Annotated in this window: 21 protein-coding genes; 11 read left to right on the top strand and 10 right to left on the bottom strand. The window is 48.7% G+C overall.

Going from position 1 to position 22,620, the window contains the following annotated elements:
* Nucleotides 1-103: 103 nt before the first annotated feature.
* On the top strand, nt 104-1,087 hold the full coding sequence (locus D4L85_RS05080; protein WP_119753296.1) for an amidohydrolase family protein: 984 nt from the start codon (nt 104-106) through the stop codon (nt 1,085-1,087).
* A gap of 75 nt (nt 1,088-1,162) precedes the next feature.
* On the top strand, nt 1,163-2,059 hold the full coding sequence (locus D4L85_RS05075) for a hypothetical protein (protein ID WP_160143553.1): 897 nt from the start codon (nt 1,163-1,165) through the stop codon (nt 2,057-2,059).
* A gap of 18 nt (nt 2,060-2,077) precedes the next feature.
* Here the strand turns inward: D4L85_RS05075 and D4L85_RS05070 are convergent, their stop codons facing one another.
* The 8 genes from D4L85_RS05070 to D4L85_RS05035 all read right to left on the bottom strand — a co-directional run bounded on the left by D4L85_RS05070 (nt 2,078) and on the right by D4L85_RS05035 (nt 7,718).
* Nucleotides 2,078-3,481: a hypothetical protein gene (locus D4L85_RS05070; protein ID WP_119753294.1), complete on the bottom strand. Its 1,404-nt coding sequence runs from the start codon at nt 3,479-3,481 to the stop codon at nt 2,078-2,080.
* A 449-nt stretch (nt 3,482-3,930) separates the two neighbouring features.
* Nucleotides 3,931-4,317, bottom strand: coding sequence for a response regulator (locus tag D4L85_RS05065; protein WP_119753293.1), 387 nt, complete (start codon nt 4,315-4,317; stop codon nt 3,931-3,933).
* 33 nt (nt 4,318-4,350) lie between these two features.
* Complete coding sequence (locus D4L85_RS05060) at nt 4,351-5,469, bottom strand: sensor histidine kinase (protein ID WP_160143552.1); 1,119 nt, start codon at nt 5,467-5,469, stop codon at nt 4,351-4,353.
* A 60-nt stretch (nt 5,470-5,529) separates the two neighbouring features.
* Complete coding sequence (locus D4L85_RS05055; RefSeq protein WP_119758663.1) at nt 5,530-5,718, bottom strand: hypothetical protein; 189 nt, start codon at nt 5,716-5,718, stop codon at nt 5,530-5,532.
* 88 nt (nt 5,719-5,806) lie between these two features.
* Nucleotides 5,807-6,004 carry a hypothetical protein gene (locus D4L85_RS05050; protein WP_228450778.1) on the bottom strand — a complete coding sequence of 66 codons (198 nt, stop codon included), beginning with the start codon at nt 6,002-6,004 and terminating at the stop codon, nt 5,807-5,809.
* Nucleotides 6,005-6,136: 132 nt separating this feature from the next.
* Nucleotides 6,137-6,301 (bottom strand): hypothetical protein, encoded by a 165-nt coding sequence (locus tag D4L85_RS34335; protein WP_160143551.1) that lies wholly within the window; start codon nt 6,299-6,301, stop codon nt 6,137-6,139.
* A 537-nt stretch (nt 6,302-6,838) separates the two neighbouring features.
* Nucleotides 6,839-7,279 (bottom strand): sll1863 family stress response protein, encoded by a 441-nt coding sequence (locus D4L85_RS05040; protein ID WP_160143550.1) that lies wholly within the window; start codon nt 7,277-7,279, stop codon nt 6,839-6,841.
* A gap of 91 nt (nt 7,280-7,370) precedes the next feature.
* Complete coding sequence (locus D4L85_RS05035) at nt 7,371-7,718, bottom strand: hypothetical protein (RefSeq protein ID WP_160143549.1); 348 nt, start codon at nt 7,716-7,718, stop codon at nt 7,371-7,373.
* 789 nt (nt 7,719-8,507) lie between these two features.
* Between D4L85_RS05035 and D4L85_RS05025 the strand changes: the two genes are divergently transcribed.
* From D4L85_RS05025 to D4L85_RS04990, 8 genes are all read left to right on the top strand, one after another.
* A complete protein-coding gene (locus tag D4L85_RS05025; protein WP_119753287.1) occupies nt 8,508-9,068 on the top strand; it encodes a helix-turn-helix domain-containing protein in 561 nt (186 codons plus the stop codon).
* 142 nt (nt 9,069-9,210) lie between these two features.
* Nucleotides 9,211-9,576, top strand: coding sequence for a cupin domain-containing protein (locus tag D4L85_RS05020; RefSeq protein WP_174236146.1), 366 nt, complete (start codon nt 9,211-9,213; stop codon nt 9,574-9,576).
* A 90-nt stretch (nt 9,577-9,666) separates the two neighbouring features.
* A complete protein-coding gene (locus D4L85_RS05015; protein ID WP_119753286.1) occupies nt 9,667-10,263 on the top strand; it encodes a cadmium resistance transporter in 597 nt (198 codons plus the stop codon).
* Between the two features lie 505 nt (nt 10,264-10,768).
* Complete coding sequence (locus D4L85_RS05010) at nt 10,769-11,311, top strand: nuclear transport factor 2 family protein (protein ID WP_119753285.1); 543 nt, start codon at nt 10,769-10,771, stop codon at nt 11,309-11,311.
* 223 nt (nt 11,312-11,534) lie between these two features.
* Nucleotides 11,535-12,116 carry a TetR/AcrR family transcriptional regulator gene (locus D4L85_RS05005; protein ID WP_119753284.1) on the top strand — a complete coding sequence of 194 codons (582 nt, stop codon included), beginning with the start codon at nt 11,535-11,537 and terminating at the stop codon, nt 12,114-12,116.
* A 62-nt stretch (nt 12,117-12,178) separates the two neighbouring features.
* A complete protein-coding gene (locus tag D4L85_RS05000; RefSeq protein WP_119753283.1) occupies nt 12,179-12,928 on the top strand; it encodes an SDR family oxidoreductase in 750 nt (249 codons plus the stop codon).
* Nucleotides 12,928-14,166 carry an MFS transporter gene (locus tag D4L85_RS04995; RefSeq protein ID WP_119753282.1) on the top strand — a complete coding sequence of 413 codons (1,239 nt, stop codon included), beginning with the start codon at nt 12,928-12,930 and terminating at the stop codon, nt 14,164-14,166. Before D4L85_RS05000 ends, D4L85_RS04995 begins: the two co-directional genes overlap by 1 nt.
* Before the next feature lie 506 nt (nt 14,167-14,672).
* On the top strand, nt 14,673-17,189 hold the full coding sequence (locus D4L85_RS04990) for a proprotein convertase P-domain-containing protein (RefSeq protein ID WP_119753281.1): 2,517 nt from the start codon (nt 14,673-14,675) through the stop codon (nt 17,187-17,189).
* A gap of 73 nt (nt 17,190-17,262) precedes the next feature.
* On the opposite strand, the gene D4L85_RS04985 is transcribed toward D4L85_RS04990, so the two are convergent.
* Together D4L85_RS04985 and D4L85_RS04980 are read right to left on the bottom strand one after the other, a co-directional pair.
* Nucleotides 17,263-20,271 carry a sensor histidine kinase gene (locus tag D4L85_RS04985; RefSeq protein ID WP_160143548.1) on the bottom strand — a complete coding sequence of 1,003 codons (3,009 nt, stop codon included), beginning with the start codon at nt 20,269-20,271 and terminating at the stop codon, nt 17,263-17,265.
* A gap of 235 nt (nt 20,272-20,506) precedes the next feature.
* On the bottom strand, nt 20,507-21,025 hold the full coding sequence (locus D4L85_RS04980; protein ID WP_119753279.1) for a DinB family protein: 519 nt from the start codon (nt 21,023-21,025) through the stop codon (nt 20,507-20,509).
* Nucleotides 21,026-21,763: 738 nt separating this feature from the next.
* Between D4L85_RS04980 and D4L85_RS04975 the strand changes: the two genes are divergently transcribed.
* A complete protein-coding gene (locus tag D4L85_RS04975; protein WP_119753278.1) occupies nt 21,764-22,576 on the top strand; it encodes an SDR family NAD(P)-dependent oxidoreductase in 813 nt (270 codons plus the stop codon).
* The last annotated feature ends 44 nt before the right edge of the window (nt 22,577-22,620 follow it).

The following is a 22,620-nucleotide window of genomic DNA, read 5'->3' as shown; positions in this document are numbered from 1 at the left end:
TCAAAGCATTCTTGGTTGACGGCATCGCATAATTGTGTATATTGGACACAATGATCCGGAACTCCTGTCCGGACGAGAGATTCCCAACCCAAAACTTCTATTCATGATACGCTTGTTTTTACCTCTATCCCTTTTGCTCCTGACGCTGTCTTGCGCACTTGCTCAGGATGCGCCAAAACATCTTCCCATCATCGATGTACACGTCCACGCCATGAAAGTGAACCCTGCGTTTGGCGGCGATATGTGCCCTTGGTTCTTGAAGAGTATGCCGGGAGGCGATCCCGGTCAGCCGCCGCCGGCTTTTATCAACACCGATTGTGCCGAGCCGCTCAAGGCAGCAAAGACCGACCAGGAAATGCAAGACGCCGTGATCGCTACGATGAAGCGGCTCAACATGACCATCGTGGCCTATGGCGACCCCGTGATCTTGCGCAAATGGCAGAAGGCCGCGCCGGGCAGAGTGATTCCCGGCATCGGCATCAGTTCTCCCAAAGACATGACGGCGAAAGCTTTTAAGGATTCGCTTTCATCAGGATTCTATAAAGTGATGGGAGAGGTGGCTCCGCAATACCAGGGCATCTCGCCCAGCGATATGTCGCTGGATGAATATTTTGCGGCGGCAGAGCAATTGAATATTCCCGTGGGCATTCACATGGGAACGGGAGGTAACGGCATGGCTAATCTCACGTCACCAAAATACAGAGCGTCGCTGGGAAATCCCTTCTTGTTGGAGGACATGCTGGCGCGCCATCCGAAACTGAAAGTGTGGGTGATGCATGCGGGCTATCCCATGATCGACGAAATGATCGCGCTCATGGGCGCCAATGCCTATGTGTATGTGGACCTCGCGGGTTTTATCTGGAGCTATCCGCAGGAAGAAATTCACGACTACATCCGGCGACTGGTCCAAGCAGGATTTGGAAAGCGCATTCTGTATGGAACGGATCTATTGGTGTGGCCTAAATTGACGGAGGTTTCGATTGGCATGATCGAGAATGCCAATTATTTATCGTTTGAACAGAAGCGGGACATTCTGTTTAATAATGCGGTGCGGTTTTTTAGATTGGATGAAAGTAAGTTCAAATAGTGTGCGATTGTTATTCCAACGGAACGCGTTAACCTTTTGTGCAGGTGTTCCGTTGGAATGATTATTCGTTTTTCAATGATTGGCAGATCTCTTATTTTCCTGGGCGTCCTTGCACTTTGGTCATGTGCCAATCCTGATAGCCGTTATTTTGTGGGGGCAGATACGTATTGGTTTCAACCGGACAATTATATCATTGGCGAGCGGATGGGAGATTCCATTCGCTTGCAGTACGTCACTGATGACAACTGGGCCTGCGCTTGTTTCTGGTCCCGCGATCCCGAAACGTTGCCCCTAAAGCCCGTTGTGGGAAATGCTTTCGAGATTGTGCAGGTCGGCCCGGCAAGTATTGTCGTAAAATCTCTTGGCTATCTTAGTCATGAATTTACACTGAAACGTGGACAAGAAAAAAGGTATCATCTCCTCCGGAACGAGGCGACACGGATCGAACTGGAAGCGCAATATGAAGATTCCGTCGGTAGAATCCGGCAAACAACGATCACCACCCATAACTTTCTCAGCCGGTACACGGGAACCTTGGAGCACCAGTCTGAAGAAAAAAAGATGATTCGAAATTTAACTTCCGAAGTGTTTGCCCGTGATTACAAAGCCTGCCTGGATAGCCTATTGCCCTCCGAGAAGCGTGAGGCGATGGAGAAAAAACGAAACTACGATGCGTTGATCGGAGGAAACATTCGCGTCGATTCGGTTTACGTTCAGAAACTAGTCTGGGAATATGATTACGGACATTACGACCGACAGAGGTTATACCTGGTTCTAACGCGTCACCCTGAATTGTACTATACGGTTAACTACAAAGTACTTGAAAGGTACCTGGATTGTAAGACGTCTTTTACAACGGACGAATTGCGGGCGATGTATTGTGCTATAAAACCATGGGAGCATTTGAGCCGGTCTCGAAATACCCTGTGGGCCTTTGAGCATTGTACGAATTTTCATTGTGAGAGCCCATAGGTTTGGAGACGTATTCAATCAAAACTGCAATCCAAACGTATACCCCGGCCAAACTTCAGCCTTGTGACCGAATAATTTTCCGGCATCGAATTTTTTGCTGTTGATCTTGTACGTATCCTCCGAATCTTCGATGTCATGCAAAAAATAGTTCACCGAAACGCCGGCAAACACATACAACCAGCGCCAGCGCTTCCCGTAGTCAAAATTGAGCCGTGTCAAAATATTGAAAGCTTTGTCGAATGAGAGGTCGCGGTTGAGATGAAGGAATTTCAACCCGTAGTGAATCACGCGCTTCTTGTTGTTTGTGTCCGTCGGCAGCATGCTATTTTTATTATACAACACTTTTTGAAACCCATAGCCGAAGCCCCAGGTTTTTCGTGCGGCATCGTAGCCGGCGATCAATGCATTTTGATTGTAGATTTGATTACGGTCAGCAAAGGGCATAGTGCTCTGCGTCCAGGTGCAGTTCAGACAATTGCCCGTGGTATATTCAACATTGGCGGAAAAGAGTTCGTTGTAGGAAACGCTGAGATAGGAACCGGACGATCCAAGGTTCAGCAACCCGATCGGCGTGCCCATGCGGGTGTATTCTTTTAGCGGATAGTTGTGGAAAAAATTGATGAGCGCGATCTGCTTCCCCCGCATATCACCACCAAAGTTGACAAGCCCGATCTGCCAGCCGTCCATGGCCTTGCTGGAGTTAAGTAATCCGATCTGCAGGCTGCGGGCGCGCGTGGGTGGCGTCGATTTCTTTCCCATCATGGCCCGCGCTTTATTGATGGCACCGAATTGAAAGCCGGCAAAGTTGCCGTCGGTGTAGTTGAAGAGGCTGCTGATTTGAAAGCCGCCCATCCCTTCTTTGGCAATGTTATAAAATCCAGCGATCTGGATCCCCGATGACGTCCCGCCCGTATTGTTGCCCGCACTATTGCCGATGCCCGCAAACTGAAATCCTTTTATATCACCACCCACAACGTTCAGCATCCCGGCGAACTGAATGCCTTGCGCGTTGTTTCGCACAAAGTTCAACATGCCCGAGAACTGTATCCCCTTCGTGTTGGCTTCGAAGTCTTCCGCATTGATCAGCGCCCGTTCCTCCGACTGCGAAAGATTTACATACGCATTCGCTCCCACGATATTGGCCAACCCCGCAATCTGAATTCCAGTCGACTCCTTTAAATTCACATTCACCAGCGACCCCAGCTCCAAGATCCGGTTGCCGGCCGATAGTCCTCCAAAAAGATTGAATGAAAATTTATTATAATATGAACCGCTCTCAATGCCGTTGGTGCTGATGCCCGGGAAGAGTGAGAACTGGAACACTTTTTCGTAGGAGCGGATCTTCTTTTTTACCTGACCGTATGCTGTAGGCGGAATGACCATCAGCAACAAATAGAGAACATAACGGTGACGGGAGATCATGGAGGATTTTTGAGTTTATAGCGAATACGGATCAAATGCGGTTCAAACCGAACTCCCTCCAGTAACAACTCCCCCTAATGCTCTAAAGCTTTGCGATTCTTTTCAGACGGAACTTCAATCGAGTCACACACATCCACAAGTAGCAGTTCCCATATTCCTTGTCCGCCATCTAAACGTCGCGGGCAACGGTTTATTGTCATCTCGCTTGCCTTACTGTCCAAAGGTAATGAACCCCTATGCCGGTACACCCGAACCAGGAATGGGTTCATACAAATTTTGCACGTGTGTGCGTCCTTTGCAATCATTTATTGTGAAAACGACAGCTTTTGGCCTGGTACCGTATGTAGAGTGTCTCGGGTTGTCGGACCTGCGTTACTATTTAAGGATTCTCACTGGTTTGGCGGGAACCTGGAACGAACTGACGGAATGGTGAAGGTGGCCGACTTGTGTTAGTGGTAGTGCGGCAGGGACAGGATCTTTTTTATCTTATCGGTCAGCGCGCTGAGGTTGCTTGTTTTTGATATGACGTCGAAGGCGCCGAGTTTTAGCGCTAACTTTTTATCCATTTCGTTTTTAGATGCCGTGTACAAGACAACGGGAATCTGTTTCGCGTTCCGGCTTGCTTTCAGTTTCGTAAGGCATTCGATCCCGTCCATGCCCGGCATGATCAATTCGAGGAAAATAACATCGGCTCTGGTTTTTGAGAGCAATGCGAAGGCTTGAGGCCCGCTTCTGGCGAAGTCAATCGTGATAGCAGTAAATAATTCCTGGATGATCTGTTGAAATATCCTGCCGTCTTCGACATTGTCGTCTATGAATAAGATTCTTTTGATCATTTTAAACTACAATAATGCCGTGACCGATGTGGATCAAAGCCGGGAGGCAAGAGATGAAGAACTTTTTTGGTTGCAGGGAAAAAACAACGTGAACGTGGCGCCTTCATTTTCCCTTCCATAGGCGTAGATCAAGCCGTCGTGATTTTCAATGATTTGCTTGCATATGGATAATCCCGTACCACTTCCCTTGAGCCCCTTCTTTTCCCGGAGGCGTTGGAAGAGGGTAAATATTTTTGTTGCGTATTTCTGATCGAACCCAATGCCATTGTCGGTGATGCGAATGCAAACGTAAGCCGTTCCGGTTTTCAACCCGGTGCAGTTCGGGAATGTATAGGCTGTCCCTTTCGAAGCGGATATTTCAATGATGGCGTTTCCCCGGTTGAACGTAAGTGCATTGCCGAGAAGGTTTTGAAACAGTTGCTTGATCTGCGCGGGATCGCCCTGAATGACGGGGAGCGGGGAACTATGGATGGTGGCGTTCTTTTTTCTGGTGACCGTCTCCAAATCCGAGGTAACTTCGTTCACAACTTTATTCAAGTCCACCGTCTCAAAATTTTCCGCATCGGTCTTCCTTGCCAGCGAGAAATGCGAGAGATCTTTTAGCAGCAATGACATCCGTGCCGCTGCGGCGTTGATCTTTTCGGAATATTTTTGGGCATAGTCATTTAGGTTGGCTTGGGGGCCTGACAGCAGGTCGGAGAACATCTGAAGTTTTCGCAACGGTTCCTGCAGATCGTGATTCGATAGAAAATGGTATTGTTCCAGTAGAATCTTCGTGCGACACAATTCTTTTTCGGCCTCGATCCATGCTGCGTTTCGCCTGCGCAGCTCATCCAACGCCTTCGACAACTCCTGGCGCGTGCTGCAGAGATCTTCTTCAGACGCTTCTTTTATCTTTTGTATTTCCTGGAGGCAATCAGTTCCGATCCGATTTGCGCGGTGTTCTCCATGCTCATAGTCGAACGGCTTGGATGCCGGAATGAGTTTTCTGGATCTTCCAGGCACGCTGCGTTTCAGGTCTGGCCCGGCAAAACCCTTTTCGCGTCTTTCACCGCTCATCAACCACTCATGAGGGATGTTTAGCTTTCCAAGAGGATGGGAAAACCAAGGCTCGTTGGGCGTAGAGGAAATGTTTTGCAGGTTTGAGTTCATAGTGATGAGATTGAGGGAGTCTTTATCAAGCGTGATCAAATGACGGGCTTCAATATTGTGCTAAAGGGCAGGAGGAATTAGTTCTCTTTCGAAATAGGCAAATTGTTTCCGCTCTGGTGCATCCACAACCGCGCAGTAATAAATGCGCTGATAGTATCGCATGATTTTCAGTTTCAGTCCGGGGTCTGCTTTGGCTGTGATCAGGGTGCCCTCTGGATAGAGGTTATCGGTGTTGGTTTTGTAGCTCATGGTGAGAATTGTATTTTGAAGTTTGTGTCTTGGCAATAAAAAAAGCACCATTAACCAATTGCTAACGGTGCCCTTTCTGTCAAGTCAATTACAGTGTTCCTATAATGGCTTGAAGTTCTTTCGTAGTCTTTCCCAATTTAACCTGAAGTTTATCGAGCATCCGCGTCTTCTTGTCTTCCTCAAAATTCAGATCGGCGTCGGTCAAGACGGGATATTTTAACTTGAACTTTGCCTTTTTTCCTGCCCAATCCAGGGCGGGAGCGGGCATATTTTTTTTCGCTATCATCGCGTATTAAAATTTTGATTCCTTTTCGTTGACAAAGATCACTATAAAAGTCCACCCACCCGTTACAAAGAAAACCAATAGATTTGCATTTTTCACAGGTGGGTTCCATTGGACCTGTTCGCGTCAATACTACTAAAAGCCGTCGCGAATTTTATAGTTCTGTACCACATCGAATTTCTCCGTTACACGGGTGAAATGCGGTATAGCATTGAATTCAAAGGCGAACTGTTTTCGCAGGCTCTCCACTATTCGGTTAAGGGAATTTATAACTCCCTTGGTTACGCTTTCTGCTTTCATATGTTGTTTTAGTTTAATGCGAAGATTGTAAGGTGATCAGGCGCGTAAGACAAGAACTTGCAAGTAACGGAGTCGTTCAGAGGGGACATTGTGCCAAAACTCAGATGAATCGGTTAATCACTCAAACCAAACAGTAAAGATGGTCATTGCATCCTGGGAAACACTATAAGAAGAAGTAAAAGAGTTGCATTATTCACACATTACCGGAAACGGCGGTTTTCGAAAAATGGCTCCCAAAACGTAAATAGTTTGTTTGAGTCGCTAGAACGTGGTTTTGTGCTTGATGAAGGTTGGGGCGTGCGCAAAAAAAATATTAAACCGCGAGGACGCTAGCGACGCAAAGCCAACGCAAAGAGCGCCGCATTTCTTTGCGATGGCTTTGCGTCTTTAGCGCCTTCCTCTCTGCACGCTGAAGCTTTGGCGAAGGTGAGGCGGTTCAACCTGATTTTTTGACGGAATGAACCGGCGTAATTTTTTTCATAACAAAAAGGGCGGAGTGTGATCCGCCCTTATTCAAAATAGTTTTCTTTACTTAATCTATTTTGTGTTGTCGACACCAATGTCTTTTATGGCATGTCCCAATTCTTGCAGATCGTGATTGAATTCACGTTTGAAAGTGGGCCACGCGCTGGTTTTAACCGTACTCGCATCTTTGATCTTCTTCTTCAGATCGTTGTTCTTTTGTTCCAAAGCGATGACCCGCTTGTCGTAGCGGTCTTTGACCTCTTTGGTATCGGTCGATTTTTTTGCTTTCAGGGTAGCGATCTCCATTTGATTCTCCCGGATCTTTGTTTCTGAGGCCGTTTTGAACTTTTGATAATCGGCTGCCGAGTCCGTTTTCGCTTCCCGTAGGTCCTTTTTTGCAATCGCCAGATCTTTTCTGGCTTCCTTTGCTTTTTTATCTTCCTGCGCGAACGTTGTTAAACTGGCGGCGATCATGAGGCCTGTCAGCGTAAATGCTAAAATTTTTGTCTTCATTTTTTTTGTGGATTTTTCCATTGGAAAGCCACAAAGATCCAGGTCTACACACAGGAAAGCATTACACAACCTTTTCGATTTGTTATATCGATCACTGATTGACTACTGCATCTTGAGGGGATGAAAAGATTTTTCGGATGTAGTTCTCCAGCCCAAAAAGAAACGGGACATTTTTTTTGTACTCGGCAAACAGACGTTCAATATTTTTTGTTTCCGCGTGGTTTGAGGTGATGTGGGCAACGAGTTCCGGATCGGCAAGAACCCATTCGGACTTTATCATGTGGTCTTTTAAAAAAGAAATGACAATATCCGCTTTATGGGGACTCGGCATGCCCGAGGTCTTTTCCCGGATTCTTGCTATTTCCTGTTGAACTTCAGGAAAGTCTTGAATGCCGAACGTGCGCGTTTCGGATACGATGTATTGCCCGGCGTCAATCATATGTTGTGGTATTATGTTTGGTTTGCCGCATTTGCTCTTGAATAAAACCCTTCGTCCATATTTGTTCAAAGGCAATGCTATAAAAACGTATACAAGATGAGCATCGGGCACCTCATTGGTGTTACAAGCGAAACATAAAGAGTTGTATTATTCGCAGATTTAAACAGAAGAAACCATGCAGTCGTTGGGGAGCATCAATATGTAACATCTGTAACAAAACGGCTTTTAAGTATAACGCGCTTTAGTATTAATACTTCACTTTTACATATTGCTTCCTTGAATGGAGTACGGGGAGCGAAACCGATTGCGCTTGGCCCTGGAATTCCCGCCCGTCAAATTCAAGCTCACCAAATATTTAAGAAACCGAACCCTCTCTAGAGTATATGCTGTAGTTGGCAAAAGGGCGGGACTCAAAATTCCGCCCTTTACTTTTGATCCAACAAAACTGTCGGTCAAGACGGCCGCAGCACAACTATTCCTGCTGTTTTATCTGTATTTCCCATTCCAAACGAAATTGGAGAATGACACCATTCTCAACTGAGATTGCGGTATATTGTGTAAATTTGAAAATAGCCCCCGCTTTTTACCTGGTTTAGGCGCCTGATTTTGAGACCATGTTGACCAGACCGTTGCCATTGACCAGCCAAATTCAATTTTCACAGACACTTTGGCTCCAAAAAACCTAAACCATCTTATTGAAGGGGGACTATCCGATGATCCAGAACGTGTGGAACGGGCATGCCGCTCGCATAAACCGATTCCTATGCTGGAGATAAACACAGTGATGCTATGAAACTTTACATCAAATACATGGTCAGTCTTCGATGTAAAATGATCGTGAAGGAGGCGTTGGAGAAGCTCGGACTTCACGAAACTGCGTTGGACTTAGGGTTGGTCGAAATCCTTGAGGAGATTACCTCAGAGCAGCGCCAGTTGCTAAAAGAAACCTTGGGACGGTCGGGCCTTGAATTGCTCGACGATAAGAAAAGCATCCTTATCGACAAGATCAAAACCGTCATCATCGAAATGATTCATTATTCTGACGAGTTGCCGACGGTGAATTATTCCGACTATATCAGCGAAAAATTGGACTATGATTACACCTACCTGTCCAATATTTTTTCGGAGGTCAAGGGGATCACGATTCAGCATTTTATCATTATGCATAAAATTGAAAAGGTGAAGGAGTTATTGTTGTACGATGAGATGAACCTTTCCGAAATATCATACAAGCTTCACTACAGCAGCGTCTCCCACCTGTCAAACCAATTCAAGAAGATAACCGGGCTCTCACCATCCTTCTTTAAAAAACTCCGGCAAAAGCGCACGGCTAACCTGGAAGACTTGTGATAGAAACACGGTCGTATGGGCAACAAGCAAGAACGGAAATGTGTGAATGATGTAACTTCTTTTACAGCATCTGTAAGGCAAATCGATGGCAAGGGCCTCAATTTTACAGACTTGCAGGCAATGCTATTAAAAGAAACCGTTCATGCAAAACTTACACACAGTGGAAACCTTAGATTTTGAAAAATCAAAAATTTTTAATGTTTCTGAAGTACTGGAATATGTTCCCAATTCGGTGGTGATCAAAACCCTCATCCGGAAAACAACGGGTAATGTCAGCGCCGTCTCCTTTGATTCGGGGAAAACGCTCGAGGAGAGAACCTCACCGTTCGATACATTCATTCAGATCATTGAAGGAACCGCCGAAGTTTTGATCGACGGCAAACCGTTTGCACTCGAAACAGGACATTCCATCATCATACCGGCGCACAGCCGAAACGCCATCATCGCAAAGGAACGATTCAAAATGATTTCTACCGTGATCAAAAGCGGCTACGAAGACGTGAGTTGAAGTCCACCGCCGGTCTCCCCCCGACATTGTTCCCTGTTGGCCACCATTTTAGTTTCCGTTTCTATCGCTACCTTCGCATTTATCTTTTTTATGGAGGTTATCGCCACGGGCATTTTGGCCTTTGTTTCTTCTAATATTGACGACATTTTCCTGCTGATGCTTTTCTTTGGCGACCGGAATTTTAAACCGCGCGAGATCATCCTGGGTCAATTCGTCGGCATCGGCGCGTTGATTGGGATCAGCCTTGTGCTTTCGTTGATCGGCCTGGTCATCGGGAAAACGTATATCGGCTTGCTGGGCTTGTTGCCGGTTTATCTGGGCATAAAAGGAGTGGTTCGCCTTCTCAGCAAGGAGCCGCCGGACGAAGATGAACATCCGACAAAGAAGAAGGGAAACCGAAGCAATGCCTGGGTTGTTTCAGGCGTCACCATCGCCAATGGCGGAGATAATGTCGGCATTTATGTGCCGCTCTTTGCCACCTTGGCGTGGCCTCAAAAGATCACCGTGGTCTCCATCTTTTTTATGATGACGGCGGTCTGGTGTCTGGTGGCCCGTTATCTTTCGCGGCATCCGCTCATGGCAAAAACCATCGACAAGTATGGACACGTCGTCACGCCGTTCGTGCTGATCGCTTTGGGAATTTACATTCTGAACGAGGGCGATGTGTTGAGTTTGCTCTCGACGTAATGGCCGTCGTTAGATGCAGTTCTCGTTAATGATGAAAAAACCTTGACTGTTTTCTTAGGTGATAAAAATAAGCCCGAGTTGTCCAGTTACGCTGAGGGATTTTTTAGACAGAACTACTCAACACATGATTTCCGGGAAATTCTTCAATTGACGTCCGTCATAGTTGCGAGCGATGAGAGTTATCTATTATGACTCCAGCACATGTGCTACGCGAGAGCAACAAAAATGAGTTTATCAAAGAGCGATAGCTGCAACCCCGGTTGATCACTTTTTCTGATCCCTTGATGTTGTTATTCTGCGCAAAAGCCCACGCCCAGAACCCAATCTCTTCGTTCGCAAAATCTTTCGAAGTTTAAACTCTCTTATTTCAATTTTTCAACAGCGTAAAATGAAATTGACTTCCCTAATCCTATAAACAAGCCAAACTTTTTTGTATATTATTATACCATCCCCCAGGAGCACTCTTTCTTAAACTATATACCATTTTACCTTAAACCAAACCCTCATGAAAGCACCCTTCATCGCCTTGTTGTGCGCAACAACACTGCTGGCTTGCACGAAGCCCGCAGAGAAACCTGCTGAACCCGTCGCCGAAGTCAAGCCGACTCCGGATATTGAATTTGCCGATGCGAAGTATGCTGAGATCGGAAAAAAAGGAATGAACGCTCTGGCGTCCGGCGACATCGATGCGTGGATGGCCACGTTTGCCGACAACGCCCGCTATCATTGGTCGTCCGGCGACAGCCTCGTTGGAAAACAAGCCATTCATGACTACTGGAAAGACCGTCGTAGCAAGGTGATCGACTCCATCAGTTTTGTCAACGACATCTGGTTGCCCGTGGAAGTCAATAAACCACAACGCGGTCCCGACAGAGCCGGCGTCTGGCTTTTCAGCTGGTACATGGTAAAGGTTAAATATAAAAACAACCAAAAGCTCGCCATGTGGATCCACAACGACATGCACTTCGACGCTAACGACAAGATCGACATCATGGTCCAATACCTCGACCGCGCGCCCATCAACGCAGCGCTCGCGAAGAAGAAATAGTCTCGATTAGGAGCCCAGCAAAGTCCTCCGTCCGGGAAGCACTCCAGTCTCCCGCCTCGGGGACTTTGCATTTTAGGGCATTCCCCAGTTTTTGGATCGCTCATTAAATAAAATTCCCTATTCCGGGAACCAAATCCCCTGCGTCCACGTATTTAGACCGATCGGTTTATTTTTTCAGACGCGTTCCGAAATAATCGACCGACCGGTTTAAATTTGCACCGCCATGACAAAATCCGAGAAAACCAGGCAATTCATCATCGAGCAATCGGCGACCATTATTAACCGAAAGGGTGTTGCCGGAACCTCCATTTCCGACCTGATGGAGGCCACCAAGCTTGCGAAGGGAGGGATCTATGGCAATTTCGAAAGCAAAGAAGAAATCTGTGTGGAAGCTTTCGATTACCTGACCGGCAAGGTCTCCAGCGGACTCAACGCCGCCATCTCGGGCAAGGCAACTGCACGCGAAAAGCTGTTCGCCCTCCTGGACTACTACCGCGACCGGCTGGCCACCAGCGACGCCGGCGGCTGTCCACTGCTGAATTTTGGCACCGAAGCCGACGATACCAACCCCGACCTCAAGCAACGCGTGGCGAAGGCGATCAAAACGAGCCAACAACGCATGACGAAGCTGGTGGAAGAGGGACAAGCCAACGGCGAATTCAACAAGAACATCGATGCCGGCCTTTTCGCCGTCAAGATGTTCGCCATGATCGAGGGGGCCATCTTCACCTCCCGCGTAACGAACAGCCGGGCACCCATGAAAACCATTGTCGACGTCCTCAAAAAGGAAATTGAATCTTTCTAATTTTTTTTGAACAAAAAGAGACCGATCGGTCTAAAATATAAAACCTCAAAATTGAACCCACTATGAAAACCTCGAAAAACACCATCCTCATCACCGGCGGCGGCTCCGGCATTGGCTTTGAAACCGCCAAACTGCTTTCGCAAAAGGGCAACACCGTCATCATCACCGGCCGAAACGAAGAAAAGCTGAAAGCGGCCGCGCAACAACTGGGCAATGTACATTACATCGTAGCGGATGTAACAAAGGAAGGCGATGTCAACGCACTGATCGAAAGAATTAAGAAAGACTTTTCAGACCTCAATGTCCTCATGAACAATGCCGGACTCGTTTATCTTCACAAAGTTAGCGAGTCGCCAAACGCGGCGACCTTTGCCCGCGAGGAGATGGAGACCAACTACTTCGCCGTCGTCAACCTGACCACGAAGTTGCTCCCCCTCTTGAACAAGCAACCCGAAGCTGCTGTGATCAACGTTTCATCCATCGTTGCCTTTGCGCCTGGCCTCTCGCTGCCGACCTACAGCGCCAGCAAGGCCGCCCTTCATTCGTATACACAAGCGCTGCGACTCAGCCTGGCCAAGGACAGCAACGTGAAAGTTTTTGAATTGATGCCTCCACTGGTCGACACAGAATTTGCGAAAGACATTCCCTCCGACACAAAGATCTCGCCGCAGGAAGTAGCCGAAGACCTGGTGCGAAGCCTGGAGACCAACAACTACGAAGTGCGGGTGGCTTCGACAGAACAACTTTACAGCAATTTCCTGAGCCAATCCGACAAAGCGGTGTTGGTGCTGAACAGACTTGAACAAAACTAATGGAGCATCAGAACATGAAGACCTTGAAAGAAACTCACGTAGCGATCAGCACCCTCCTGGCATTCGCACTCATTCCCTTATCCGGATTTGCGACAGACATTTATCTTCCTTCGTTCCCTACCATGGCAACATTCTTTGGCACCAGCCAAGGCGACATCCAGTTGTCGTTGGTCGTCTTTGTGGTGAGCAGTGGCGTTGGTCAGCTTTTTGTGGGAAGTTTGCTTGACAGCTTTGGCCGTTACCGGCTCAGCCTCGCTTCTCTTGTTGTTTTTGCGGTGTCTTGTTTTGTGATCGCGAACTCCCATAGCTTACCCTTAGTGCTCGCGATGCGTGTGATCCAGGGTCTTGCCGTAGCGCTGATCGTGGTGGGCAAGCGGGCGTTTTTTATGGACATGTATTCGGGCGAGCGGTTAAAACACTACACCAGTCTGTTCTCCATCATCTGGGCAACGGCTCCGATCACGGCACCCTTCATCGGCGGTTTTCTACACCACTATTTCGGATGGGAGTCAAACTTTTATTTCCTCGGCTCGGCCACGCTGATCATTTTGGCACTTGAGCTACGGTATGGCGGCGAGACGCTCAAGGCTTCCCATCCCTTCAAGCTGCGGCACTTGCTGAATATCTACATCTCCAAACTTGAGACTGCGGATTTTAGCTTGAGTCTGGTCATCCTGGGTCTGTGTTTTTCGATGGTCATTTTGTATAGCATGGCGAGCCCGTTTATCATCGAACAGGTCTTTCATCAGTCGGCGGTGACCACGGGCAACTGTTCATTGTTGTCGGGTCTCGCGGTGATGATCGGTGGCTTGCTGAGTAAATCTTCTATGCGGCTGAGCCTGTACTCAAAGATGTCTGTAGCGGGGCCATTGCTGTTCACCTTGTCCATCATCATGATCATCGCCATGTACTATTTCCCCAGCCTGCTCACCATGATGACCCTCGTTATGGCATTGCACATTGTTTCGGGCTTCACCTTCAACACATTTTATTCCCACGCGCTCGGACGTTTCACCACAAACGCCGGGATCGTCAGCGGCATCACCGGCGGAGGAACTTACATCATAACGTCTTTGCTGAGCTATGCCCTTGTTCGTGCACTCGATGTGCAGAACCTGGTCATCCTAGGCATGGCCTATTTGCTCATCGCATCGCTGATCGGCGGATCACTCATCCTCTTCATCCAGGCGCAAAGACGCGTGGCGGTGAGGGAGCAAAGAGCCGAAGCAGCTATCTAACGATCAAGTGAACTTTCCCCATTGTCCAAGCGAAGTCTCCCGCCTCGGGGACTTTGCTTTTTAGCCATACCTGGATTCTGCTAACAGAAAATGTTACGATGGAATAATTCGACCAAAACGAATTGACATCCAAGGCCACTTCACTATCTTCACTCATCAGAAGCGCAGCTATTCTGCGTAAACAGTTTGTCCTATTTTCAAAATCCTGCCTCAGCGTTTTCTAGTTTTTGGTTATGTATTGGAATGTGGTGCTAGTCACCAAGACTACCAAACCCTCTGGTGCTTCTTCGCATGGCTATGGAGAAAAAGACCCCCTCGTCTCCAACCGGCTTTTCGTCTCGGTCCGTTCCAGGTCCAGGAAAGAATAGCGACCAAAGCAATACGTCCTTTCTGAGCACACGAACACGCTCATCAAACAAATCTTCAACTCTACTTTGCGAGACATCTATCCAATGTCAGCACAGGCATCGTCGTTAGATACAATATGAACTAAAACTGTAAATATTATGGCAACGAAAAAAAGTAAATCCGGCTCGAGGTTGTACACCTATCAGAATGGAAAAAAAGTTTTCTTGCGCAAAAAACCTGATCAGTTTGTCGTGCGGGAGGCTCCCGAGGATCTTATCGGAACCGACAAGATGAAGGCATTGGAAAGAACCTCTCCCTCCTCCACCCGCGTGACGGTGAGTCCTGCGGCACTTGACTCAGAAATGAAGAAGATGCGGAAGGAAGCGGTGACGCATCATGCCTATACACTGGAAGATAGCGATGCTGAATTTCTGATCACGGACCGGATCATCGTGACCTTCAAAAAGCCGGCCACGCATGCAAAGCTTTCCGAGTTTATGGCAAAATATGCCCTGATCCTGATGAAGAAATATTCGGAAACCGAATTTCTGTTTCAGCTAACGGAACAAACCGGTATGAACCCGGTGAAGCTTGTCGTGGCCATCACCGAAACCGAAACCAGTGTTGCCACCTGTGAGCACGATTTGAACAGGAGGGTGAAGCGCTCGCTCAATTTGCCTACCGACGCAAAGTACAATCAACAATGGCACTTGCACCGGCGACTGGTGAGTCCGGAGTTTGATCAGCGCTCTTCTTCAAACTGCGAAGACGCCTGGAATCTTTTGGGGAATTTTGGCAGCGCCGACGTAGTGATCGGCATAACCGACGACGGATGCAAGATCGATCACCCCGATTTTGATTCGCCGGGCAAATTTGCCACGTGGGGATACATGTCTGACCTCACCTTGGTGCACCGCGATGCCATCAGCGCTAATCCTCAAAAAATGTATCAGACGGGATCGGACCACGGCACGGCTTGTTGTGGCGTCGTGGCAGCGGAAGTGGACGCTTCGTTGGTCGTGGGCGCCGCACCCGGGTGCAGGCTTTTGCCCATCAAGTGGGAGAGCGACGATGAGGGATTGTTTATAAGCGACGATAAATTCATAACGGTCCTTAATTTTATAAGTGACAAAGTGGATGTCTTGTCGAATTCCTGGGGGATGTCGCCCGTGGAGACTTGGTCATCGAATGTGGTGAACAAAATAAAATCCCTCGCCCTCACGGGAGGACGCCGCGGCAAGGGTATTGTTTTTGCGTGGGCTTCGGGTAATGAAAATTGTCCGATCAGTTTCACCTCCAATCAGAACGTCCCCTATACCAGTGGCGTTGAAGTTCGTCCCGATGGCTCCGGCGTTTGGGTGGGTGTGAAGACGTCGAAGACATTTTCACATAACCTCGTTGGCATTCCGGGCGTGATCCAGATCGCAGCGCTGGCCAGTAACGCGCAACGGAGTCACTACTCAAACTACGGCACCGGCATCTCGTTGTGCGCACCGACAAACAATGTCCACGAATATCATCGTCTCTCTGTTCCCGGACTGGGGATAACCACCACATCCGGAGAAGGCCCGCTTTTTGAAGATGAATTTGGAGGGACTTCCAGTGCAACACCGCTGATTGCCGGAATTGCGGGCCTGGTGGTCTCGGCCAACCCAACCCTCACCGCATTGGAAGTTATTTCCGTTTTGCAACGCACGGCCAGCAAGGACCTCAGCATGACCGGCTATCCCAAAACTCCGCCCGCGAACTTCGACACCAACACGTCGTGGGATATTTCTCCCGTTGCGCCGTTTGACAAAGGTGACTTTAAAAATATAAATCACCCCGACGGAACATGGAGCCCCTGGTTTGGTTTTGGAAAAGTAGACGCAGGACGTGCGGTCGCAGCAGCGCTACAATCGATGCCCGGTCCTGTTACAGGAAACACCATCGTAAAATCTTCGACCCCGGGCAAAGCGATCCCCGACAATAACCCGGCCGGGATCACCGATAAGATCGCCGTGAATGAGCAAGGTACCATTGCAGCGATAAAAGTTGAATTGGATATCACCCACACGTATATCGGCGACCTTGTTGTTTCTTTAACATCACCACAAGGGACGGTCATTTCCATCCACAACCGAAATGGAGGAAGTGCTGATAACCTAAAAAAGATTTACGACGTTCAGAGCCTTGCATCTCTTGCGTCGTTGGCAGGCAAAGCAATCCAAGGAGATTGGACATTAAAAGTAGCAGACTTAGCGTTGGTGGATACGGGTGTTCTGAATGGCTGGAAACTTCATTTTGATTTATCCGCAGAACAGTCCGTGCTCCTGGAAGATGCTCCGGGCATTGTGATTCCGGATAATAATCCAACAGGCGTCGAGCGGAGTCTTCAAACGTCAACTGCCGGGACGCTCAAGGAAGTCGAAGTGGGTATTGACATTACGCATACGTATATCGGTGATCTTATTGTAAACCTGGTATCGCCAAAGGGTTCAATCATATCCCTGCACAGCAAGGCAGGCGGCTCGGCAGATAACCTGATCAAGACCTATACTTTTAACAATACCATCGCGTTGAGAACACTTCAGGGCGAGCAATTGTCAGGTACATGGAAGCTGAAAGTTTCTGACACGGTTGGGCAGGATGTTGGGAAGCTTAATAAGTGGTCGTTGAAGCTGGTGAAGTCATAGATAAAAACAGGTTTGCAAACATTGATAATTTTTAAAGCAAGACTCAAGTCTACCGATTTGAGTCTTGTTTTTCTCACCGCCACCGCATAAACGAAATCGAAAAACATGCTCCTTTCCCCGGTTCGCTCACGCATGCAATTTCCCCATTCATGGCGGAGACAAATTTCTTAACGATCGACAACCCCAGCCCCGTGGAAGGCTCGTGGTCGGTAGGGCGGGCGCTTAGCTTCTGGTATTTGCCAAAAAGTTTTTTCTTATCTTCTTCACTGAGCCCGGGACCTTGATCCCGGATCTCGCAGGTGACGCGCTCACCCCAACCCTGCAAGCTGACAAATACCTGGCGTTCGAAGGGTGAGAATTTTACGGCATTGGACAATAAATTTTCAATCACCTGTTCCAGGTAATCTTTGTCGGCCCTGACAAAAATTCCCGGATCGATCTTTCGCACGATGGAAATCCGTTTCCGCAGGGCGTCAACACTAAAGCGGTCCACCACGGCGCTGCACATGGCCGAGAGGTCTACCGCTTCGATCTTCACGTTGAGTTGTTGGGCGTCGATGGCATCGACGTCGAGGATTTTCACGATCATGTCGTCGAGACGGAGGGCGCTTTTCGCCACCAAGTCCAGGTACGTTGCGGAGGTCTCGTCCATTTTCGCGTTCATTTTCACCAGCGTGAGCAAACCCATCATCTGGCGGAGCGGGCTTCTCAGGTCGTGCGCTACCACGCCGATGAGGTTATTTTTTTCCTGGTTGAGTTGCACGAGTTCTTCATTGCTGATGCGCAATTCGTTTGTCCGCTCGGCGATGAGCGCTTGCAGGGCGATGTTCTTCTTTTTGTTGCGCGCATCCACCGCGATGAAGGTGAGGGCAACCAAGGTTAAGACACCAATAAAGCAAAGGCCATAAAACCACCACCGTTGCCAGAAAGGTTTCGCGATGGTGAAGTGAAGTTGGGAGATGTCGCTCCAGATGAACGGGCCATTCTTTTTTGCCCTGACCTCGAGGGTATGATCGCCCGCAGGCAATCCCGAAAACCGCAGTTCTGGTTCCGACGTCACCCGCCAGTCATCGTCGGGAAGAAAACGGTATTGAAAGGTCACTTCATTTTCCGGAAACGTGATGCTCGACACCTCGATGGCGAGGAAACGGCCGTAGTCGATCGGATCGTTCGTGCGCGCAACAGATTTTTTTCCATTTACGAGCACTTGCGTGAACCGGGGTTGGGGCGTTTTGCTCAGCACGGTCAGCGGCCGTGTGCTGTAGCACAATCCCTTCGCCGTGCACACCCAAACATTTTCGCGGCTATCGACAAAGATGCCCCGGGGTGTAATGGTGTTCGACAATAAGCCGGAGCTTTCATTGAACAGATCCGTGGCTCCCGTTTGGATATCATACAATGTCATTCCCAACGCATTGGCGATCAAAAGTTTGTTGCCCGCATAGGCCTGGATGGAGCTCACCGGCAGGCCTGTAGAGCGCTCCCCCAGGTTCACCCGCTCCAAACGGTGATCGTGGAATTTTAACAGTCCCTCCGTGGTTGCCAGCCAAACCGCGTCATTGGCAACAACCAGGTCCATGACATTGAAATCGCCATGTACCGCAAGATTCATCGGAACGCTGATGTTGTGAAATGCCGTGTCGCTGTTCGCTTTAAAATACAGGTAATTGTCTTTTCCGGACGACGCAATGTACATACCCTCCTTGCCCTCGCGAAGGATGTGGATCACGCCCTCCTGTCCCAACGCGACGTTATATTGGTGAAGGTTCAGATTTTTATCGACATAATAAGCTTGTGTACTGCCCGGAACCGCCAACCAGAGGTTTCCGTTCGAGTCGCGGGTTATTTCGGTCACAAAACGGCTTTGTGCACTAAAGTCAAATTGTTTTTTAATTTTTCCTTTGTTGAACAGGAACACTTTGAAAGCGTTGGCCACCCAAAGGCCCTCGGGGGCAAAGATCAGCGACTGCGAATAGCCTGTTGGAATTTCAAGCAACACTTTGTTCTTTTTTGAGATCCGATCGAAAGCGTATAACGTGCTGCGCGTGGCATAATACAAGGTTGCCGCGGTGGAATCTTCGGCAATAGACTCGATGAAGTCGGCAACATGGTCATCGATTCCGCGAAACAGATTTTCCTTCATCATCACAAGCCCCTCGTTTCCTGAGATCCAGATGTCGCTGTCCGGGCTGGTGTAGACGTGATTGATGTTGTTGACGGAATAAGAAAGCGGCGTGAATATGCCTTTGTCAAAATCGGCGACATAGTGTTTGGTGCCGCGGGTGGCAACAAAATAGTGATGGTTTCGCAGGGGCTGCACGAAAGATACAAAAGGGACTTTCAGCACCAGCGTCGGCGCGGTGACTCCACCATCGCGCAGGAGCGAAGCTTGTGACAAGCCCTCCTCCGAGCCGATGACGATTTTGTTGTTCTGCACCGAGACAAACTCTACGCCATACGGAAACTTTTTGTCAGTCGCCTCAAACGCGTCGCGCTGTGCATCGTATCGGAACAGGTTTCCCTGAAAGGATGAGATAAAGAGATCATGCTTTTGGTCTTCGAAAAAAGAAAACGACCGCAAAAACTGGGGGGAGCGGTTGGCGGCGTCGAACGTATATCGTTTGAGGCTGTGGTTGCCCAGCCTCACCACCGACTGCGACTCGCTGATCCAAATGTCGCCGTGCGCATCTTCAAAGAGCAGCTTAGGATAGGAGAGGGTCGTGTCGTTTGCTACTCTCGCCACCGGGCACAGGATTTTGAAGATCACCGTGTCGCCCAGGTTTTGGATCTCGATCAGGTCGCGATCGCCAAAAGCTAACAACCGGCCGCTGTGGGTGGTGAGGAAGCCCTTGGCATAGTTGCTGTGCATGGCGGCGCGATAGCTGGTGAATTTAACGCCGTCGTATTTGACGATACCCTCGTCGGTGGCAATCCAAAAATACCCCAGGGAGTCTTGTGTGCAGCTTTTTACGATGTCGCTGGGCAACCCATCGTTTACCCGGTAGGGTCTGTAGAAGTACTCCTGTGCCGGCGCAGCAATAACAAGCTGCAAAAGCAACAAAACGATCGTACACTTTTTCACTGACAAGGCGCGTAGATGGGCTAACCTAAGATAAGAAAACTCGATTGTTCTTTTAAGCGAAAACCCATCTTTTTTTAATGAAGCGCTGTCGGTGAGCGCATGAGGACTGATGAAATGCATAGGCAACGGTTTTTATCACAACGTATTCTCAGCAAAGCCTCCCGCCTCGGGGACTTTGCGTTCATAACGCTTCCAAGCAAAGCTTCCCGGCATGCGGACTTCGCGTTTCCATCACTCACAGGTCATCCTTCGCCCGCGAAACCCACCTGGGTGCATTATTGATATTCTGGCGTAAATACAAATTCAATTGTGCGGCATGATGTTGGACATGCCGCATGTTATAGATCAATAGTTCAAATACTGAATAATTCCGGTTTCCATCCTCCTCTACCCATCGTTCCACCAATTTCTCGGCCGTCAGCCCCAAGATCAACGCGTGGCATTTTTCGCGGGACGACTGCAGGTAGCTCAGCAATTCCGCTTTACTGTAAATTCTATCCGGGATCATATCGTCTATGGCTTCCGCGGGAATTTTGTCGGGGTCGGCGGAGGTGAAGGGAAGGGCTGGGGAAAAGTTCTTTTTCCAGGGAATGTTCAGATAGTACTCCAGAAACACGAGGCAATGATAGGCGTTATAAAAAAACTTCTTCTCGGTATTCCACTTCTCTTCGGGCCACAACGCGATAGCATTTTTTAGCATATCGATACTGGCTCCGAATTGTTTCCACAAACTTTCGTTTAAGCCATTGATCATATCCTTGCCCTGTTCGTTGAAGTCATTCCACGGTGACGCTGCTTGTTTCTCCGCATCTCTATAAAGATAAGTTTAAATTTGCGTCCGGACTTCACGAATCGCCCCAAAAGTCCACTACTAAAAAAGCAAAAAAAGCATTACATTAAGTTTCGAAACCGTACCCAAGACACAGGAAAGTATATATAAAGCAAGGTTATCGCATACCCAAAGCATACATAAGATAAGACCTACTCTATCTTGTAAAAAATTCTGCTCTCCCTGAAAATCTCATCACATAAAAACGAGAGTAGTCGAAGTGCCGCCAGTCAGAACTTAAGAACGTTCTCGACAAAGTCTTTTCATGAAGGCAACACCAATCCATACGAGCAACATATCCTAAAGTAAATTGACTTAGTAAATTGAGAGTACTATAAATGCATAAGCTTAGCTCATCGACGAAACCATTTTCTCTCCCCAACCCCGTAGGGGTTTCCCATCATAACCCCGGGTGAAACCCGGGGCCCGCAAACCAAGCGCCACAGGAAAGCTTCATCGATATTCACAATGGCCTGGCGCACATCGACGCGCCACATGCTGGCACGAACGCAGGGAACCACATTTGCTAGTGACAGATCTTTCCTTAAGAAAAACATTCCTCTTGTCGCTTTAATCCCTCCAAATGTCGCTGTCAACCCCGCCACCAAAATAATTTAAATACTACGTTTGTAAACAGACATCACCCGAAAACACAAATCCCACATGCTCCAAAACAAAAATGCCATCATCTACGGCGCCGGCGGCTCACTCGGCGGCGCGGTAGCCAAAGCCCTCGCCGCTTCAGGCGCCAAATTATTTTTAACGGGCCGCACGATCACTTCCGTCCAAAAACTAGCAGACGAAATTCGCGCATCAGGCGGCAGCGCAGACGTTGCTCAAGTAGACGCGCAGGATGAAAAAGCAATCAACGATCACATCACAAAAGTTGTTCAACAAGCCGGCACAGTAGACATATCCTTCAACGCCACCGGCGAGAAGGTTGTGCAAAACATCCCGCTGGTGTCCATGACCGCCAACGATTTTATGGACCCGATGAAGTTCATGTTGCAAACGCAATTCCTAACCACCACGGCGGCGGCAAAGGTGATGATCAAACAAGGCTCGGGCGTGATCTTATCGCTCACCGCCACCCCCGGTGGCATAGTCTATCCTTACACCGGTGGCTTTGCTCCCGCATGTTGCGCACTGGAGGGCTTCACCAGCAACCTGGCCGCAGAGATCGGTGCCTATGGTGTGCGCGTGGTGAACATGCGTTCCGGAGGCTCGCCCGATTCGCGCGTCTTCAAAGAGGCCCGCGACAAATTTCCCGAGGAAATGAAAACCGTCCTCAGTAACATGGAAGCCGACACGATGCTGAAAAAACTCCCGCTCATGGCCGACATCGCGAACCTGGCCGTATTCTTATCATCCGACCTGGCCGGCAAAATCACCGGCGTCACTGTAGACGTCAGCAGTGGAACTACCGCCGGACTAAACTACCGGGCTCCGGGAGCATTTAAGAATCTGATCCAATGATATGGTTCGGGTGACTATCTTGTGGTTGCATGACCGCATCCGCA

Origin of the sequence: Chryseolinea soli, assembly GCF_003589925.1 — a bacterium.
Taxonomy (GTDB): domain Bacteria; phylum Bacteroidota; class Bacteroidia; order Cytophagales; family Cyclobacteriaceae; genus Chryseolinea; species Chryseolinea soli.
Note: the sequence above shows the minus strand (reverse complement) of the source record. Positions and strands in the feature narration are given on the sequence as shown.